A 19,234-nucleotide genomic window follows, 5' to 3' on the forward strand; every position below is an offset into this window, starting at 1 on the left:
TTTTATGGCCAAACAAGAATACAAGCAACTTCCTAAACGAGCCGAAATCCATAGCGCAACCGAGCAATTTAAAGACACCATTAAAACGAGCTTGGGTTTAGATCTATTCAAAGGGCTAGGGCTTACAATCAAGGAGTTTTTTAGCCCAAGCGTAACCATCCATTACCCTATGGAACAACTCCCTTTAAGTCCACGCTATCGCGCGGTGCATCATTTGCAACGGCTTTTAGACTCAGGCTCTGAAAGGTGTATTGGCTGTGGGCTGTGCGAAAAGATTTGCACGAGCAATTGCATAAGGATCATCACGCATAAGGGCGAAGACAACCGCAAAAAGATCGATTCTTATACGATCAATTTGGGGCGTTGCATTTATTGCGGATTGTGCGCAGAAGTTTGCCCAGAATTAGCGATTGTTATGGGGAATCGGTTTGAAAACGCTAGCACCCAACGCTCCCAATACGGCTCTAAAAGCGAGTTTCTGACGAGCGAACAAGACGCTAAAAACTGCTCGCATGCCGAGTTTTTAGGCTTTGGTGCGGTAAGCCCTAATTACAATGAACGCATGCAAGCCACCCCTTTAGATTATGTCCAAGAGCCCTCAAAAGAAGAATCAAAGGAAGAGACTCTAGCAAACCCAGAAAGCAATAAGGGAGATGAGAATGTTTGAAACCATTGCCTTTTATTTCTTTGCGATCCTTACTTTAAGCATGGCATTAGTGGTGATCACAACCACGAATATCCTCTATGCCATTACCGCTCTTGCTAGCAGCATGGTTTTTATTTCCGCTTTTTTCTTTTTGCTAGACGCTGAGTTTTTGGGCGTGGTGCAAATCACGGTGTATGTGGGCGCAGTCATTGTGATGTATGCGTTTGGCATGATGTTTTTCAACTCCGCTGCAGAAGTGGTTGAACGCAAACAAAGCCCTAAAATCTTGTGCGTGCTTTCGTTTGGCGTGGCGGTATTACTCACCTTGATTTTAAGCGCTCCTAGCATTGGCGAAAACCTTTCTAAGCAAGTCAATTCCAACGCTATTGATGCGCAAATCCCTAACATTAAAGCCATTGGTTATGTGCTTTTTACCAATTATCTCATCCCTTTTGAAGCGGCGGCTTTAATGCTTTTAGTCGCTATGGTTGGAGGCATCGCTACAGGGATTCAAAAAATCCATGGGAAAAATCACACGCAATTTATAAAGGAATCTCTATGATAGGGTTAAACCACTATTTGATTGTTTCAGGGCTGCTCTTTTGTATTGGTTTAGCGGGCATGCTGAAACGCAAAAACATTCTGTTACTCTTTTTTTCTACAGAAATCATGCTCAATGCGATCAATATCGGTTTTGTAGCGATCTCTAAATACACGCATAATTTAGACGGGCAGATGTTCGTGCTCTTTATTATCGCTATTGCCGCTAGTGAGGTGGCTATTGGTTTGGGCTTGGTGATTTTGTGGTTTAAGAAATACAAGAGCTTAGATATTGATTCTTTAAACGCTATGAAAGGTTGAGCATGCAATATTCTTCTTTGCTGTCAGTGGTGTTGTTTTTGCCTTTAATCGGAGCGCTTTATGCGGGGCTGTTTGGGGCTAAAGCTAAAGCGTTGCATGTGGGCGTTTTCAATTCTTTGTGCGTGCTGATTTCTTTCATTGGCGCTGTGGTTCTTTTTGTTCAAGCCTGGCACAATCAAAGCTATGAAAAATATTTGTTTGACTGGATTGTGGTAGGGAATTTTAAAGTCGGCTTTTCTCTCATGCTGGATAATATCAATGCGGTCATGATTGTCGTGGTAACTTTAGTCTCTTTCTTAGTGCATGTGTATTCTATAGGCTATATGGAGCATGACACAGGGTTTAACCGCTATTTTTCCTACCTCAGCGGCTTTGTGTTTTCCATGCTGGTGTTGGTGTTGAGCGATAATTTTTTAGGGCTTTTCATTGGCTGGGAAGGGGTGGGGCTATGCTCTTACTTGCTCATTGGCTTTTGGTATCATAAGACAAGCGCGAATAACGCTTCTATTGAAGCCTTTGTGATGAATCGAATCACGGATTTAGGCATGCTCATGGGGATTATTTTGATCTTTTGGAATTTTGGCACTCTCCAGTATAAAGAAGTCTTTAGCATGATCAATAACACCGATTATTCCATGCTCTTTTACATTAGCGTGTTTCTTTTCATTGGCGCTATGGGGAAGAGCGCGCAATTCCCTATGCACACATGGTTAGCCAACGCTATGGAGGGGCCTACCCCAGTATCGGCTCTCATCCATGCAGCGACGATGGTAACCGCTGGGGTGTATCTGGTCATCAGAGCCAATCCTTTGTATAGCACGGTGTTTGAAGTGGGTTATTTTATCGCATGTTTAGGGGCGTTTGTGGCTCTTTTTGGAGCGAGCATGGCTTTAGTCAATAAGGATTTAAAGCGCATTGTGGCTTATTCCACGCTTTCTCAATTAGGCTATATGTTTGTAGCGGCCGGTCTTGGGGCTTATGCGATCGCGCTTTTCCACCTCTTTACGCATGCGTTTTTCAAATCCCTCCTTTTCTTAGGCTCAGGGAATGTCATGCATGCGATGGAAGACAATCTAAATATTACTAAAATGGGCGCTTTATACAAGCCTATGAAAATCACAGCTGTCTTTATGATTATCGGTTCAGTGGCTTTGTGCGGGATTTACCCTTTCGCAGGATACTTTTCTAAAGACAAAATTTTAGAAGTGGCTTTTGGGATGCACCACCATATTTTATGGTTCGTGCTTCTAATCGGAGCGATCTTTACCGCTTTTTATAGCTTCAGGCTCATCATGCTTGTGTTTTTTGCGCCCAAACAACACACCATCAACCACCCCCATGAGGCTCAAAATTTCATGCTTTTAAGCATGCTGCCGTTAGGAATTTTAGCGGTCATTGCCGGATTTTTTGAAGAGCCGTTTTTTCATTTCATCTCTCAAGTGATCCCTAGCGTTGAAGAGTATCCCGTTCCGCTCGCTCTTTTAATCAGCATCACCACCATAGTGGTGTTATTGAGTATCGCCTATGCCATATTTAAATATAAAAATGGTATCACTTCCAAAAAAGAGGGGGGCTTTTTATACAAGCTCTTGCTCAACCAATACTATATCCCGCAACTCTATCAAGGGATTGCAAAAGTTTTTGGTGCCATCGCTTCATTCTTACACCGAGTCGTGGAATTAAGGATCATTGATGCGATAGTGGATACTATAGGAAGAAGCGTTTTTGTCATAGGGCGTGTGTTTAGGATCAGTCAAGACGGGAACTTAACTTCCATGTTGTGCTTCATGGTGGCCGGAGTTTTAATCTTATTAGCGTTTGTAGCTTTTTTTGGGAGATAAGAAATGCAGTTTTTACATGCGCATCTTTTAAGCGTGGTGATCTTTTTCCCCATGCTGAGCGCGCTATTAGCGTTCTTTATGAGCGATCAAGCGAGTAGGGCGTATGCGATTGTCATCGCTTTGATTGAATTGTTGTTGGTCTTGTTGTTGTGGCATGGGTTTGATATTCAAAGAGTAGGCATGCAGTTTGAAGAAATGAAGGAATTAGTCTATCAAATTGGCGTGAATTACCATGTGGGCGTTGATGGCATCGTGCTTTTTTTATTGCTTTTAAACGCTATCGTGGTGTTATTGTCCGTGATTTATGTCAAAGAGCGTCGTAAAGACTTTGCGATCTGTCTTTTGTTGTTAGAGGGGATTTTGATGGGCGTGTTTTCTTCTCTTAATATGATCTTTTTCTACGCTTTTTGGGAAATCTCGCTCTTGCCGGTTTTATACCTCATCGGTCGTTTTGGCCGTAACCATAAAATCTATTCCGGCATGAAGTTTTTCCTCTACACCTTTTTAGCGTCATTATGCATGCTTTTAGGCATTTTATACATCGGGCATGACTATGCGAACAATTACGGCATGATGAGTTTTGATATTTTAGACTGGTATCAATTGAACTTTTCTAGCGAGGTTAAAACCTGGCTCTTTGTGGCTTTCTTAATAGGGATTGCGGTTAAAATCCCGCTCTTTCCCTTACACACATGGCTGCCTTATGCGTATTCTAACGCTCCTACTTTAGGCTCTGTCATGCTTTCAGCCTTGCTTTCTAAAATGGGGACTTACGCCTTATTACGCTTCTTGCTCCCGCTTTTTCCTGAGCTTTCAGAAATTTATTTAACCCCCATAGCCATTGTAGCGCTATGTATGATCATTTATGGAGGTTTTCTAGCCTACGCTCAAAAAGATTTAAAAACCCTCATCGCTTATAGCTCGTTCTCGCACATGGGAGTCGTGGTGCTTGGGGTTTTTTCTTTCAATGTTGAGGGGATTTCAGGGGCGGTGTTTATGATGTTTGCGCATGGCGTTATCGTCATGGGATTGTTTTTACTCGCTGGCATCTTGGAAGAGCGCGCCAGCAGTTTAGAAATCGCTCGCTTTGGATCAGTCGCTCAAAGCGCTCCCATTTTTGCAGCCTTTTTTATGATCGTTTTAATGGCGAATGTAGGCATGCCTTTAAGCATTGGCTTTGTGGGAGAGTTTTTAAGCTTATTAGGGTTTTTTGCCACTTACCCTCTTTTGGCTATCATTGCCGGAACAAGCATCATTTTGTCAGCGATTTACATGCTCACTTCATATAAAGATGTCTTCTTTGGTAATTTAAAAGCCGGGAGCAATCAAATAAGCGTGTTTGAAGATTTAAACGCTCGTGAGATAGGGGTTTTAAGCGTGATTTTAGCTTTGATTTTAATTTTAGGGATTTATCCTAAAATACTTTTAAAACCGATTGAGCAAGGCTCTAAGCAGCTTTTAGAGGTGATAGAAATCCGCTCGCTCCCTTTTTTAGGTTCATTGGATACTAAGATAAAAGAGGTCTCTTATGTTAATAGATAGTCTCCACATCTCTTTTGACAGCTTTAATTTTGAGAGCATTTTACCCATGTTGGTGTTGGTGTGTGGGGGGATTTTCACGCTCTTAATCAACGCTTTCACTTCTAGGTTTTCACGCAATTTGAATGTGTTTTTATGCATGCTCTTTTTGGTTTTGGATTTTTTGGTGGTTTTAGGATTAGAAGAGCAAGAAAACGCCTTTTTTGGGTTTTTGAGCTTGGATACTCTCTCACTCGTTTCTCAAAGCATTGTCTTGATTTCAGCCTTCTTGCTCATTTTCTTAGCCCTTTCAAAAGAGCGCTTCAACGAATTCCAGACCGCTGAATTTTATTCCCTATACTTGTTCATTGTCGCTGGCTTCCAATTCATGGTTTCAAGCAACCATTTATTGCTAATCCTTATCGGGTTAGAAACCGCATCCTTACCCCTTTGTGTGTTAATGGCGTTGAGCGATAAACGCTACGGCTTAGAAGCAGGGATCAAATATTTCACTATGGGGGCGATGGCGAGCGCGTTTTTTGCTATGGGGGCTATGGCTTTTTACTTGCTTACAGGGAGCTTGAATCTTGAAGTCATCACCCTATACTTACACACTGAAGGCGTTACAAACCCCATGCTCTTTGCGATGGGCGCTATCTTTTTGATTGGAGCGGTTGGTTTTAAGGTTTCTCTAGTGCCTTTCCATACCTGGATGCCTGATGTGTATGAGGGCAATAACCCGGTCTTTGCGAGCTATATTTCCATTGTGCCTAAAATCGCTGGCTTTGTGGTAGCGACTCGCCTTTTTGGGGCGTTTATAGACACTCGCATCGCTTGGGTAGAAGACATTTTTTACGCTCTCATTCTTATGACTATCACCATCCCTAATTTCATCGCTTTATGGCAAGAAGATGTCAAAAGAATGCTCGCTTATAGCTCCATTTCGCATTCTGGGTTCGCTTTAGCATGCGTGTTTATCCACACTCAAGACAGCCAACAAGCGATGTTTGTTTATTGGTTCATGTTCGCATTCACTTACATTGGGGCTTTTGGCCTTTTATGGCTCTTAAAAAGCCGGGAAAAAACATGGGATGAACGCTACGATCACCCCTATTCTAAATTCAACGGCCTTATCAAAACCCACCCCTTAGTGGCGATCTTGGGTGCTATTTTTGTTTTTGGGCTTGCAGGGATCCCGCCTTTTAGCGTGTTTTGGGGGAAATTTTTAGCCGTTGAAAGCGCTTTAGAGAGTAATCACATTCTTTTAGCGGTGGTGATGTTAGTTAATAGTGCGGTGGCTGCGTTTTATTATTTCCGTTGGCTCGTGGCGATGTTTTTCAATCAACCCTTACAAAGCTACGCTCAAAACGATATTTACACCCAAAACGCTACCATGCCCATTTATGCGGTCATTATTGCCATGGCGTTTGCGTGCTTGTTCTCTGTTTTTATGATGCGAGGACTTTTAGAGTTTGTGGCTTAAGTCAAAAATCTTTCTTTTAATGGGTGTGAGCTTGCTCTCTTATTCTCTCAACGCCTTAAGCCTCACGCTCACGCAAGGCAAGGAAGGGGGGGAAGATTTTTCTGTTTTAACCTTACGACACAACAAGGCGTTTTCTTGTTTTTACACTAATGAAAAACCGCCAAGAGGGATTGAAGCGTCTTTGTCCATCACGCGCGCTAAACGCCCCATAGAATGCGTGATAGACTCCATCCCTAAGGAGGGCTTTACCCCTTTAGAAAACGCTTTTTTCCATATCACCTATTCTATGCGCCAACAACAATTCATTTTACACATCAAACCCAAAGTGATGCGAAGACTCACCCTTTTTTCTTTTGATAGGGATTATAAAAGGGCGATCCCCCTTTTTGTGGAAAACGATCCTAAAGCCAAAATGTGGCAAATCATAGGCTATGATCAAAATATCCCTTTTTTGAGTGAAAAAGACAACGCTCAAAAAGGCTTGAATTTCCCCATTGTCATTAAAGACGCTCAAACACCCATCATTCAAGAGCTAGATGTGAATAACAAACCCCTACTCACCACAAAGGGCTATGATTTAAACGCTTATTTAGAGGCTAAAAAACAAATCCATTCGCAAGCCTATTTTGACGCTTTACGAACGATTAGCCGTGCGTTTAAAAACTACCCTCAAACGATTTTTAAAAAAGATTTGTATTTATTGGAAATTATCGCATTAGGCCAATTAGGCATTAAAAAATCCTTACTCATAGACATTGGCACCAAGTGGATTAAAAATTACCCGACTGACCCCAATATCCCTGAAGCGCTATACTATGTCGCTAAAGCTTTAGATGAAAACAACAATTACAAACAGGCCATGCGCTATTACAAACGCATTCTTTTAGAATACAAAAACTCCCGCTACGCTCCTTTAGCCCAAATGCGTTTAGCCATTGAAGCGGCTGAAGGCTCTGATTTGAGCAACGCTAGCATGCTTTTTAAAGAAGCTTTTTCTAACGCTAAAGACAAAGAGAGCGCGAGTGAAATCGCCCTTAATTGGGCTGAAGCAGAGATAAACTATCAAAACTTTAATAACGCTAAATACCTCATTGATAAGGTGGTTCAATCCAACCCTGATTATATTTCTATGCATAGCGAATCAGCCCTAGACTTGCTCAAGTTATTGAAAAAAAACCAGATGAATGAAAGCGCAATTGAGATCGCTCACTTGCTCCTTAATCAAGACGATGATTTGAAAGCTAAAGAGCAAGCGCTTTATGATTTAGGGGCGTTGTATGCAAGGATCAAGGACTTTAAAAACGCCCACCTTTACAATCTGCAATATTTGCAAGACCATGCGGAATTGGATAAAGCCTCTGTCGTTAGAGCGCGCGATGAAAAAGCCCTTTTTTCAATGGAGGGGAACACGCAAGAAAAAATCGCTCACTATGACAAAATCATTCAAAATTTCCCTAACACTGATGAAGCCCTAAAGGCTTTAGAATTGAAAGCCCAACTATTGTTTGAAAATAAGCGTTATGCTGAAGTGTTAAGCATGCAAAAAAATTTGCCTAAAGATTCTCCTTTGATCCAAAAAACGCTCAATATCCTTGCTAAAACCCCATTAGAGGACGATCGTTGTGAAGAAGCCTTAAAATACTTATCCCAAATCACAGCCTTTGCGTTTAACCCCAAAGAAGAAATCCAGGCCTTTGATTGCTTGTATTTCGCATCGCTCAAAGAAAAAGCGCAAATGATTGCCCTAAACGCTTTCAAAGCGGCTAAAACCCCTAGCGAGAAATTGGTATGGCTTTATCGTTTGGGGCGCAATTACTACCGCTTAGGGGATTTTAAAAATTCCACTTTAGCCTCTAAAGACGCTTTGATTCTCGCTCAAAGCTTAAACAAAAAAGAATTTTATGATATTGCTTTTGTTTTATTTTCAGATTACATGCAAAACAATGAAAAAGAATTGGCTCTCAATTTGCATGCGTTTTTAGAAAAGCATTTCAAAGACGATAAACGCATGGCGTTGGTTTATTTTAAATTACTAGAAAATGAAAAAGATCCTAAAAGTGTCAAAATTTATGCTACAAGCTTACTCAAACTCCAAGACGCTTATAAGGACTATTCTTACACGCCCTTTAGCGAATTCGCTCTTATTGACGCTTACAGAACCACCAAAGACTATTTAAAAGCGTTAGAAACGCTAGACAAACTTTTAAACCGCAGACTTTCTTTAGAAGATCACCAAAAAGCCTTATACTTGCAATCCAGCTTACTGGATCTAACCAATCAAAAAGCAAAATCTAAAGCCAGTTTAGAAAAATGCGTTCAGTTAAAACAAAAAGATCAAACAAACGCATGGCAAAATTTATGCGAACAGGGTTTAAATTTATTCAAAAACAAGGAGTCATGACATGGACATTAGCATTTTTAGAGAATATGATATTAGAGGCATTTACCCCACTACTTTAGATGAAAAGAGCGCCTTTAGTATCGGCGTGGAATTAGGGAAGATCATGCGAGAATACGATAAAAGCGTGTTTGTAGGGCATGACGCAAGGGCGCATGGGCGCTTTTTGTTTGAAGCTTTGAGTGCTGGGTTACAATCAAGAGGCTTGAAAGTGTATGATTTAGGGCTAATCCCCACACCGGTAGCGTATTTTGCGGCCTTTAATGAAATAGATGGCATCCAATGCCCCAATTCTATCATGATCACTGGCTCTCACAACCCCAAAGAATACAACGGCTTTAAAATCACGCTCAATCAAAACCCGTTTTATGGCAAGGACATTCAAGCTTTAAAAGACACGCTTTTAAACGCAAAGCATGCAATAAAACCCCTAAAAGAAACACCAGAGAAAATCAATGCCCTAGAAGCGTATCACCACTATTTGATCAAGGATTTTAAGCATTTAAAAAATCTTCAATACAAAATCGCCCTAGATTTTGGTAATGGCGTGGGAGCGTTAGGCTTAGAGCCTATTTTAGAGGCTTTAAACATTGATTTTAGCAGCCTTTATAGCGATCCTAATGGGGATTTCCCTAACCACCACCCAGACCCCAGCGAAGCGAAAAACTTAAAAGATTTAGAAAAACACATGCAAGAAAACGCTATTTTGGTAGGCTTTGCTTTTGATGGCGATGCGGATAGGATTGCGATGTTAAGCTCTCATCATATTTATGCGGGCGATGAATTAGCGGTTTTATTCGCTAAACGCTTGCATGCTCAAGGCACCACCCCCTTTGTGATCGGCGAAGTCAAATGCTCTCAAGTGATGTATAACACGATTAATACTTTTGGTAAGACGCTTATGTATAAAACCGGGCACAGCAATTTAAAAATCAAACTCAAAGAAACCAATGCGCATTTTGCGGCTGAAATGAGCGGGCATATCTTTTTTAAAGAGCGTTATTTTGGCTATGATGACGCTCTTTATGCATGTTTAAGGGCTTTAGAATTATTGCTTGAACAAACCCCAAGCGATTTGGAAAGCACCATTAAAAACCTCCCCTATTCCTACACCACGCCTGAAGAAAAAATCGCCGTGAGCGAAGAAGAAAAATTTGAAATCATGCATAACTTACAAAAAACACTTAAAAACCCGCCAAGCCATTTCCCTAAAATCAAAGAAATAATCAGCATTGATGGCGTGAGAGTGGTTTTTGAACATGGTTTTGGGCTTATTCGTGCAAGCAACACCACCCCCTATTTAGTCAGCCGTTTTGAAGGCAAGGATGAAACAACGGCGTTAGAATATAAAAGGGCGTTGCTTGGGCTATTAGAAAAAATTTAAAATAGAGCTTGGGATAATCTCATTTTATATCCCTTACTCTTAAAAATATTAGATCAATTAAACAAGTTGCTTTAAAACCACACATAAAATCATAAGATCTCAAATTTTTTGCATTATTTAAGCGAAGTTGAAGTTGACTATACTACTACATGCTATCTAAGTTAGATTAGCAAAACCAAAAAAAAGGAAGTTAGCATGGGTGATAAAAAAGTAACACCATCAAATGCAATGGTATTGAAGTTCTTAGAAAACTTCTTGAACTCTTGCGTTTTTCAAGCGCAACGAAACCAAATAGGCAAGTCGTTCATAGTCGTAATGGAGAGGTTGTCAATACCTACGAAACAACAAAAACAGTTATGTTCCAATGCAAAGAAGAAACAGAAAGTGCAATTCGAACATTAGTGGATGGTATTAACCAACTTACTAAAGATAGCGAAAGAGAATAGATACCAAACCATAATAACAAAGGAAATTCAAATGACACAAGAAAATTTTAAACAAGCAGTTGAGAACATTGAAAATAAACATCAAGTTAAATTAATTTTTGAAGCAAACGGTTGCAAAAGTTTTTATCCAACAGATGATGATGAATGCAAAATAGATGCACCAGAATGCGAGAAAGGTTGGTAATGTTTTGCAAACCACAAGCACTGAGTTTCTTGATTTTTTTAAAAAAATTAAACTACCAAGTTCATAATTATAGAACTTCTAGTCCCTTTAGGCTAGAAGAAGTGGTTAAAGACCGCACAATGTTAAAAAAATATGTTAACAAGATAGAAAATCTAGCTCATTCTTCACCATTTTTCTTAAAAAAAGTGGGTGATAAATGGGAAAAAACTTATAGAATTGAAGAAATAACTCAAAGAACCTTAAAAGAATTGCAAAAAGATAATTTGCATAAGCAAGTTATAGAGATATTAGAGAATAACCCTCTCATTCTACACCAAGAATTTGAACATTGGTTAAATACTAAACATTAAGGAATGATTTCTACAATCATAGATAAATATTGGCATAACTTTATTATCTATACTTATGAGTATCAGTCTTGGTGTTTAGACAAGTATAATCATTTTATCCATCATCTCCCTACTCCAGAATACGAAAAAGAAAGTTCTGACAATCTTGATAATTTAAAGAGTATTGCATATTATTTCAAATCCTACTTTATAATTTTCCATACAGATTGCTCTATCAAGAAAAATCTTTTGAGACAATAAGGGCTATTATTATAGAATTTAGTGGGCTTGTATCAATTTTCTTGTATCAAATTAGCTTTTTTATTATCAAAATACCTGCGATTTTAAGCCGCTATCAACCCACTATAAGGTTGCCTTTATATTGCTGTTAGGCTTATGGCGGTATTTTCTAACGCCATAATAAGGCGCATGCAATAAAGCTTGATGAGATTGTTAATCTATGATCTTTAATTTTTGACGCAACAAGGCCTAAAAGCCTTTAAAAAATCATTTTTCCTATAAAGACTTTAATTTTTTCTAGCATGGCGTTTTCATTGTTTAAATTTTCTTCTATGATTTTGACTAACGCTGAGCCGCAAATCACGCCATCAGCGCCCATGCCTTTAGCATTTTTGATGTGTTCTTTTTTAGAAATGCCAAAGCCCAGTAAGGCTGGGGTAGGGCTAAAGGCTTTTAAGGTTTTAATAATAGCGCTCGCGTCATTTTCTAAAATACGGCTCGCCCCTGTAACCCCACTCCTGGCTAAAGTGTAGATATAGCCTTGCGAATGCATAGCGGCTTGTTCTAAATCTTTATCACTCGCATTAGGGCTGGCGATAAAGATTTGTTTAATTTGGTGTTTTTGAGCGGATTTGATGACTAATTCTTTTTCTATTAGGGGCATATCCGCTATTAAAACGCTATCAACGCCGCATTCTTTAGCTTGAGCGTAAAAACCATCAACGCCATAAGAAAAAATTAAATTCGCATACGCTAAAAGCCCTATGGGGATATCATGGTTGTAACCTCTAATCTTTTTTAAAAGCTGGAAATTTTTAGCCATGCTAGCGTGTTTTAACGCCCTTAAATGGCTCGCTTGTATGGTAATGCCATCCGCTATGGGATCTGAGAAAGCAAACCCCAATTCTAAAGCGCTCACACCGCTATCAATTAGGGTTTTAATGATTTCAAAACTCAATGCATAATGCGGATCGCCCAAGGTTACAAACGGGATAAACGCCATTTTGTCTTGTTTTTTTAAGGTTTCAAACATGTTTTCATACCTCATTTTAAATCCCCTTTTAAAGCGTTATAAACGGTGTTTAAATCCTTATCCCCACGACCGCTTAAACTCACTACTATGATACTTTCTTGTGCGCATTTTTGAGCGAGTTTTAAAGCATACGCTAAGGCGTGTGAGCTTTCTAGTGCTGGGATAATGCCTTCTTTTTGGCACAACAATCTAAAGGCTTCTAGCGCTTCAAGATCGCTTGCGCTTTCATAAATCGCGCGTCCGCTCTCTTTTAAATAGCTGTGTTCTGGCCCCACTCCTGGATAATCAAGCCCGGCACTAATGCTATGGCTTTCTGTAATCTGGCCTTCATCATCTTGTAAAAGATAGGTTTTATTCCCATGCAAGATCCCCACACGCCCCTTATTCAAAGTCGCCCCATGTTTATTGGTTTCTAGCCCTAAACCCGCTGGCTCTACGCCTATGAGTTTAACCTCTTGATCGTTTAAAAATGCGCTAAATATCCCTATAGCGTTAGACCCCCCTCCAACGCATGCGATAACATAATCAGGCAAGCGGTTTTCTTTTTCTAAAATTTGGCTTTTAACCTCATCGCCTATCATTTTTTGAAAGGTTTTAACCATCGTAGGGTAAGGGTGTGGTCCAGCGGCTGTGCCTAGCAAATAATGCGTGTCCTTGTAACTGCTCGCCCAATCTCTTAAGGCTTCATTCACAGCGTCTTTAAGCGTCGCGCTCCCTGAATGAACCTCTCTGATTTCAGCACCTAATAAGCGCATTCTAAAAACATTCATTTCTTGGCGCTTGATGTCTTTTCCTCCCATAAAAATCACGCATTTTAAATTCAATAATGCACAAGCGATAGCCGTTGCAACGCCATGTTGCCCAGCACCTGTTTCAGCAATAATCCTTTTTTTACCCATTTTTTTCGCTAAAAGGGCTTGCCCTAAAGCCTGATTAGTCTTATGTGCCCCACCATGGATTAAATCTTCTCGTTTTAGATAAAGCTTCACTTTAGGGTTAGAAACGATATTTTGACACAAGGTTAAAGGGCTAGGACGGCCTACAAAATCTTTTAAAAGATGGAAATATTCTTTTTGGAATTTTTCATCTTTCAAACACGCATCAAACGCCTGTTCTAATTCTCTTAATGCAGGCACTAACAACTCTGAAACAAAACTCCCTCCAAACTCCCCAAAATACGCTCTTTTATTCATTTTAATACTCTCTTAAAATTCGGGCTAATCGCTTGATTTTATCCTTATTTTTAATCCCAGGGCTTATTTCTAAACCGGAATTGAAATCCAAACCCAACGCTTTAACTTTCAAGGCTTTTTGAATGTTATCCAAATTAAGCCCACCGGCTAACATGAAAGGCGTTTTGACATTTTCTAAAACACCCCAATCAAAACTCACGCCATTGCCTCCCATTTTATCCCCCTTAGTGTCGTATAAGATTAGAGAGGCTTCTTTGGCTTTAGGCGCTAAATCGTTAGCGTTCATCACATTCACTACTTGCCAAATCGCGCAAGTTTTAGGGAGCGATTTTTTTAATTGAGCGATTTCTTTTTGAGAATAGCCATAAAGCTGCACCGCTTTTAAATCAAGCTTTTTAGCGATTTTTTGAATTTTTTTAATCCCATCTTTCACAAACACGCCCACAAAATCCAATTTTTTAACCGCTTTCGTGATTTTTAGGGCTTCTTTAGGCTTGATGTATCGGGGTGAAGATTTTTCAAAAATCAAACCCCCATAAATAAAATGGTTTTTATAAACGGCTTTAGCGTCTTTAATTTTTGTAAGTCCGCACACTTTATTTCCGCCTAAAATCAATTTAGTGCACGCTTTTTTCAAATCCTTTTCTTTCATTAAAGAGCTGCCCACTAAAAAGCCATTCACATAAGGGGCTAGGGTTTTGATTTGCACATGCGAATGAATACCGGACTCACTGATAATGAGCGCGTCTTTAGGCAATAAGGAGCGTAATTCTAGCGTGTGATTAATATCGGTTTTTAAGGTGTGCAAATCCCTGTTATTGATGCCTATAATGTCGTATTGGAGTTTGAGCAAGCGCTTGATTTCTTGCTTGTTGGAAACTTCAGTCAGCGTGCTTAGGTTTAAGGATTTAGCGAGGTTAAAAAGCTCTAAATAATTTTTATCATCTAATACGCTTAACATTAAAAGCACCGCATTAGCTCCCATAACCCTAGCGAGTTTGATTTGAAAAGCATCAATGATAAAATCTTTACATAAAATGGGCTTGGTGGAATGTTGCGAAACAATCTTAATGTTTTCATAAGAGCCTAAAAAATGTTTAGAATCGGCTAAAACTGAAATACAAGAGGCGAATTTTTCATAAGTCTTGGCTATTTTCAACAGATCAAAATCTTTTCTTATTAAACCTTTAGAGGGCGATGCTTTTTTGCATTCTAAAATAAAGCTGGTCTTTTTTTCCAGTAATGCCTTTTTAAAATCCCTGTCGCTTGGGCTTATGTTTATCGGTAAAGTGTGATTTTTTTTGAGTGCAGAGACTTCTAGGAGCTTGTCTTTAAGGATGTTTTCTAACACGCTAGGCATGGCTTAATCTTATGATTTTTTGTAAATGCGTATAAGGCGCTTTGGTTTTTAAATGCTCTAAAGTCATGCTCACGCCCTCTTTTAAATCTTTAGCTTTATGGCTTAAATACAACAAACTCGCCACATTCGCCACAACCACCATTGTATGCGAAGGCTTGCCTTTATTTTCTAAAATATCTAAACACGCTTGAACGCTTTCTTGCGCGTTTTCAATCTGTAATTCTTTCAAATCATAGGGGGGCAAATCAAAATCTTTAGCACTCAAGTCATACTCTAAAATTTCGTTATTTTTCAATTCACACGCATGCGTCATGTCGTGCAACACGATTTCATCCGTCCCCCCTCCATTAACCACCATCGCCCTTTTAACGCCTAAAGCCTTTAACGCTAGCGCCATAGTCTTACACAAGGATTTGTCATACACGCCTAAAAGCTGGATTTTTGGCCTTAAGGGGTTGATTAAAGGCCCTAAGCAATTAAAAATCGTTTTAGTGAAAAGCTCTTTTCTTAAAGGAGCGGATTTTTTAAAACTTTGATGGTATAAAGGCGCGAATAAAAACCCAAAATGCGTTTGTTTGAAACAATTCTCTAATTGCGCGGGATTCATTTTAATATTCACGCCTAAATTTTCCAACAAATCCGCACTCCCGCTATGACTGGACACGCTCCTTGATCCGTGTTTAGCCATAGATAATCCCATAGAGCTGGCAATGAGCGCAGCAATCGTGCTGATGTTAATCGTTTTTAACCCATCGCCCCCTGTGCCGCAATTGTCTATTAAATCCAAGCCGCTATTATAAGGCTTAGGGGCATGCTCTAAAAGCGTGGTTGCAGCAACGCTAATTTCCTTAAAGCTCTCGCCCTTGATTTTTAAAGCGCATAAAATTGCCCCGAGTTGTGCTGGGCTTACTTTTTCGTTGATAATAAGGGTGAATAATTTCTTGACTTCTTCATCGTTTAAGTTTTTTTGATGGTATAGAGTGTTTAAAATATCTTTCATGATAACCCTCTTAAAAACCCCACGCTTTGCTCTAACAACACTCTCCCTTGTAAAGTCATGATGCTTTCAGGGTGGAATTGGTAGGCTAAAATTTTATCTTCTTCATTGATAATAGCCATAGGGATATTATCATGCTTTGCGATCACTTCTAAATTTTTAGGCAAGCGGCTTGCCATTAAAGAATGGTAACGCCCCACCACCATGCTATCCCCTAAGCCTTTAAAAACGGCATGCTTTTTGAGCGCAATGGTTGTCGCTTTGCCATGCACGATTTCTTTACTCCTTATGATTTTAGCCCCATAGCTTTGCGCTAAAGCTTGTAAGCCTAAACAAACCCCTAAAATGGAGAATTTCTTTTTAGCCATTTCAATGATTTTTAAAAGATTGCCTGAACTGCTAGGGTTACCAGGTCCGGGTGAAATGAACAATAAAGGGGTTTTTGATTCTTTATGCATTAAACCCATAAGATAATGCGGATCAATATCGTTTTGATAAACAACCACTTCATAACCCAAACACTCTAATTCATACACCAAGTTATAAGAGAAAGAATCAAAATTATCTATAAAAAAGATTTTCATGAGATTGTTTTCCTGATCGCATCAATAAGGGCTTGCGCTTTAGCTCTTGTTTCATTCGCTTCGTTTTTAGGCACGCTGTCTAACACAATACCGGCTCCTGCTTGGATCACTGCCCTATTGTTTTTAACAAAACACGAACGGATAGTGATGCAAGAATCCATAGAACCCTCACTATTTAAATACCCCACACTCCCCCCATAAGAGCCTCTCCTTTGATTTTCCAATTGGTAAATGAGCTTGATCGCAGAGATTTTAGGCGCCCCACTAAGCGTGCCGGCGTTCATAAAGCTCCTGTAAGCATGCAAACTATCGCACCTTTTTTTCAATTCCCCAACAACCCTTGAAACCAAATGCATGACATTGGAATACTTATCCACTTTTAAAAGCTTATCGCAATAGCGTTTTTTTGAAACTCTGGCCATGTCGTTTCTGGCTAAATCCACTAGCATGATGTGTTCAGCCCTTTCTTTATAGTCGTGTTGCAAGTCAAATTCCATTTTACTATCTAAATCGTAATCAATATTCCCTTGTTTGTCCTTACCCCTTAAGCGAGTGCCAGCAATGGGATAAATTTCAGCCGTATTGGTTAAAGCATTGTATTTTAAGGCGCTCTCAGGGCTTGCCCCAAAAAGAATAAAATCGCTGTCTTTGATATAGAACATATAGGGGCTAGGATTAGTTAGCTTTAAATGATAATACGCGCTCAAACCCTCCAAGCACTCCATATAAAAGCTGCGCGACAACACCGCTTGAAAAATCTCGCCTTTTTTGATTTCTTCTTGTAAGGATAGCGCCTTTTTTTCAAACTCGCTATCATCGCAATTAGCGCTAACTTCTCTACTTTGCTTGGATTTTTTAGGGATAAAATCGCTTTTGATGTTTTGAGCCAACTCTTTTAAATCCTGTAATTCTTGGGCTATCTCTGTTTTAAAGCGTTCATCAAAACACGCCCCCAAGATTTCAGCGCTTTTTTCTTTATGGTCTATGATGATCAAATTTTGCGCAACAAAAAAAATAAAGTCATGCGCTGTGTTGTCTTGCGCTTTTAAGTGGGGCAAATCTTCAAAAAAATTGAGCATTTCAAAAGAAAAAACGCCAGCGCTTAAAAGCGTAAAGGGGTGTTTGGGTTTGGTTTTAACGCTTTTAAAAAGACCCCTTAAAGCGTCAAAAGGGCTAGGCTCAAAGAGTTTTAAAAACTCATCTTGCGTTTTTTTATTTTTGGTGTAGGTTAAAGTTAGGGCATTGTCTTGTATAGGCATTTTAAAAAACGCACTCAATTTTTGCAAAAACGCCCCGCCATTAGGCGTCAGGCTAGTGATAGTTACGATATTGTGGTTGCAAATCAGCTTCAAACAGGCTTTAGCCATTAAAAGGGATTTGGTGTGTGCTTTGCTCTCAATCTCAGCACTTTCAAAAAGCAAGGTGTACTGTTGCTCTAATTTTTCATAAAGAGCTAGGGGATAGGGAATGTAAGGAGCTTTTTCTATTAAACTGATCATCAATTTCTTTATGCTAAAAATAAACTTCTATCTTACAAGAAATAGATAAACGGGCAATAAATTAATAGCCTTATTTAATCAGATCAAACTTTTGAGCGTTGTTAAGGTCGTTTGTGCGATGCTTGTTGCCGTTACTTTTCTTGTATGTGGCAAGAAAGATTTGGTGCAATAAATTCAATAATCTTTTCGCTCTCTTTTCCAATATCAATCAAACTCATATCGTTTGAGACATTAGGTGGGGCGATTCCTAAAAAACGCCTATTGAAAGGCCGCCATCTGGCAATAGAGGCGCTGAGTTCGTTAGGATAAAACCCGATAGATTGGTTGTCAAATAAAGCGTTCACATGCAAAGGGCCTGAAGCGTTCCCAATATAGACGGACAAATTCGCGCACAATTTGGCTAAATCCACTAAACTATGGCTCGTATCATAAAGGTGAGTGAAAGGGACTTTTTTAAGGAGTTCTTCTGTGGCTTTTCTCTCGCCTGGCCCGCAAATAAGAATGATCTCACAACTTAACTTTTTGTGTAAAAAATCAATCAGTTTAATAAAGTGTGGAGCAGGCAATACGGGCGAACTGCCTCCGCTATGCATGTGCACGCCAATCCACAATAAACCAGCATTAGCGTTGAGTTTTGAAGCGATGATGGATCGCTCTTTGGATTTGTCTTTAAGCTTCCATGCGATTTTTTTCATTTGAGCGTTAGGGAGATTGTGATCTTTACAAAAAACACAGATGAGATCCAAATTGTATTCGTATTCGGTTTTTAAACACAGCGATCGGCTTTGGCGCACGCTCTTTTGATAAAACCAAGAATAGATTTTGGTCTTAGGGGCTAGGATGTAAGGAATGGATTTTCTTAGTCTGAAAGCGAGTCTGGCGTTTTTAAAATTAGAAAATAAAAAGATAAGAGCGTCAATGGATTTACTTTTAAGAGTGGTGGCTAAATGATTGTCTTCTATAATGACTTCATCAATGAAGGGGAATTCTAATGCTATTGGGGTGGTATAGCTAGGCACAACCACGCCCAAATACACTTCCTTGCCTTTTTCTAAAAAAGCATGCTTTAGAGCGATTAAAGCGGGAATGGCTAAAATAAAATCGCCTAACTTATCGTTACGGATCACAAAAACTTTTTGAGAGTTTTCCTTATCTTTACATTTTAAATCTTCAAACCCTACAAAATCCATAGCTCTCCTAAGAGATCAAATTTTTTGTCATGTTAGCAAAAATCGTTC

General features: G+C 39.5%; 17 protein-coding genes. 10 read left to right on the plus strand and 7 right to left on the minus strand.

Features of this window, described 5'->3' with window-relative positions:
- The first annotated feature begins 4 nt into the window (after nt 1-4).
- From nuoI to AA974_RS08085, 10 genes are all read left to right on the plus strand, one after another.
- Nucleotides 5-667 (plus strand): NADH-quinone oxidoreductase subunit NuoI, encoded by a 663-nt coding sequence (gene nuoI, locus AA974_RS05690; protein WP_064433771.1) that lies wholly within the window; start codon nt 5-7, stop codon nt 665-667.
- A complete protein-coding gene (locus tag AA974_RS05695) occupies nt 660-1,208 on the plus strand; it encodes an NADH-quinone oxidoreductase subunit J (protein WP_064433772.1) in 549 nt (182 codons plus the stop codon). The genes nuoI and AA974_RS05695 overlap by 8 nt, the downstream gene beginning before the upstream one ends.
- Nucleotides 1,205-1,507, plus strand: coding sequence for an NADH-quinone oxidoreductase subunit NuoK (nuoK, locus tag AA974_RS05700; protein ID WP_000579767.1), 303 nt, complete (start codon nt 1,205-1,207; stop codon nt 1,505-1,507). Before AA974_RS05695 ends, nuoK begins: the two co-directional genes overlap by 4 nt.
- Nucleotides 1,508-1,509: 2 nt before the next feature.
- Nucleotides 1,510-3,348: an NADH-quinone oxidoreductase subunit L gene (nuoL, locus tag AA974_RS05705; RefSeq protein WP_064433773.1), complete on the plus strand. Its 1,839-nt coding sequence runs from the start codon at nt 1,510-1,512 to the stop codon at nt 3,346-3,348.
- Between the two features lie 3 nt (nt 3,349-3,351).
- Nucleotides 3,352-4,890 (plus strand): NADH-quinone oxidoreductase subunit M, encoded by a 1,539-nt coding sequence (locus tag AA974_RS05710; protein WP_064433774.1) that lies wholly within the window; start codon nt 3,352-3,354, stop codon nt 4,888-4,890.
- Nucleotides 4,877-6,349 (plus strand): NADH-quinone oxidoreductase subunit NuoN, encoded by a 1,473-nt coding sequence (nuoN, locus tag AA974_RS05715; protein ID WP_064433775.1) that lies wholly within the window; start codon nt 4,877-4,879, stop codon nt 6,347-6,349. The genes AA974_RS05710 and nuoN overlap by 14 nt, the downstream gene beginning before the upstream one ends.
- Nucleotides 6,339-8,750, plus strand: coding sequence for a DUF7494 domain-containing protein (locus AA974_RS05720; protein WP_064433776.1), 2,412 nt, complete (start codon nt 6,339-6,341; stop codon nt 8,748-8,750). Before nuoN ends, AA974_RS05720 begins: the two co-directional genes overlap by 11 nt.
- A gap of 1 nt (nt 8,751) precedes the next feature.
- Nucleotides 8,752-10,131: a phosphomannomutase/phosphoglucomutase gene (locus AA974_RS05725; protein ID WP_064433777.1), complete on the plus strand. Its 1,380-nt coding sequence runs from the start codon at nt 8,752-8,754 to the stop codon at nt 10,129-10,131.
- Nucleotides 10,132-10,608: 477 nt separating this feature from the next.
- Nucleotides 10,609-10,761 (plus strand): hypothetical protein, encoded by a 153-nt coding sequence (locus AA974_RS07945; RefSeq protein WP_196207225.1) that lies wholly within the window; start codon nt 10,609-10,611, stop codon nt 10,759-10,761.
- Nucleotides 10,761-11,111 carry a hypothetical protein gene (locus AA974_RS08085; RefSeq protein WP_230380942.1) on the plus strand — a complete coding sequence of 117 codons (351 nt, stop codon included), beginning with the start codon at nt 10,761-10,763 and terminating at the stop codon, nt 11,109-11,111. Before AA974_RS07945 ends, AA974_RS08085 begins: the two co-directional genes overlap by 1 nt.
- A 478-nt stretch (nt 11,112-11,589) precedes the next feature.
- Here AA974_RS08085 and trpA read toward each other — a convergent pair whose 3' ends face one another.
- From trpA to AA974_RS05780, 7 genes are all read right to left on the minus strand, one after another.
- Entirely contained in the window at nt 11,590-12,378 is a 789-nt protein-coding gene (gene trpA / locus AA974_RS05750) for a tryptophan synthase subunit alpha (protein WP_064433779.1), read from the minus strand.
- A complete protein-coding gene (gene trpB, locus AA974_RS05755; RefSeq protein ID WP_064433780.1) occupies nt 12,375-13,556 on the minus strand; it encodes a tryptophan synthase subunit beta in 1,182 nt (393 codons plus the stop codon). Before trpB ends, trpA begins: the two co-directional genes overlap by 4 nt.
- 1 nt (nt 13,557) lies before the next feature.
- Nucleotides 13,558-14,916 (minus strand): bifunctional indole-3-glycerol-phosphate synthase TrpC/phosphoribosylanthranilate isomerase TrpF, encoded by a 1,359-nt coding sequence (trpCF, locus tag AA974_RS05760; RefSeq protein WP_064433781.1) that lies wholly within the window; start codon nt 14,914-14,916, stop codon nt 13,558-13,560.
- On the minus strand, nt 14,909-15,916 hold the full coding sequence (gene trpD / locus AA974_RS05765) for an anthranilate phosphoribosyltransferase (RefSeq protein WP_064433782.1): 1,008 nt from the start codon (nt 15,914-15,916) through the stop codon (nt 14,909-14,911). The genes trpCF and trpD overlap by 8 nt, the downstream gene beginning before the upstream one ends.
- Entirely contained in the window at nt 15,913-16,497 is a 585-nt protein-coding gene (locus AA974_RS05770) for an aminodeoxychorismate/anthranilate synthase component II (protein ID WP_064433783.1), read from the minus strand. The genes trpD and AA974_RS05770 overlap by 4 nt, the downstream gene beginning before the upstream one ends.
- On the minus strand, nt 16,494-17,996 hold the full coding sequence (trpE, locus tag AA974_RS05775) for an anthranilate synthase component I (protein WP_064433784.1): 1,503 nt from the start codon (nt 17,994-17,996) through the stop codon (nt 16,494-16,496). The genes AA974_RS05770 and trpE overlap by 4 nt, the downstream gene beginning before the upstream one ends.
- A gap of 131 nt (nt 17,997-18,127) precedes the next feature.
- Nucleotides 18,128-19,186: a glycosyltransferase family 9 protein gene (locus AA974_RS05780; protein WP_064433785.1), complete on the minus strand. Its 1,059-nt coding sequence runs from the start codon at nt 19,184-19,186 to the stop codon at nt 18,128-18,130.
- Between the last annotated feature and the right edge of the window lie 48 nt (nt 19,187-19,234).

It is taken from the genome of Helicobacter pylori (assembly GCF_001653475.1).
GTDB classification, from domain to species: domain Bacteria; phylum Campylobacterota; class Campylobacteria; order Campylobacterales; family Helicobacteraceae; genus Helicobacter; species Helicobacter pylori_CM.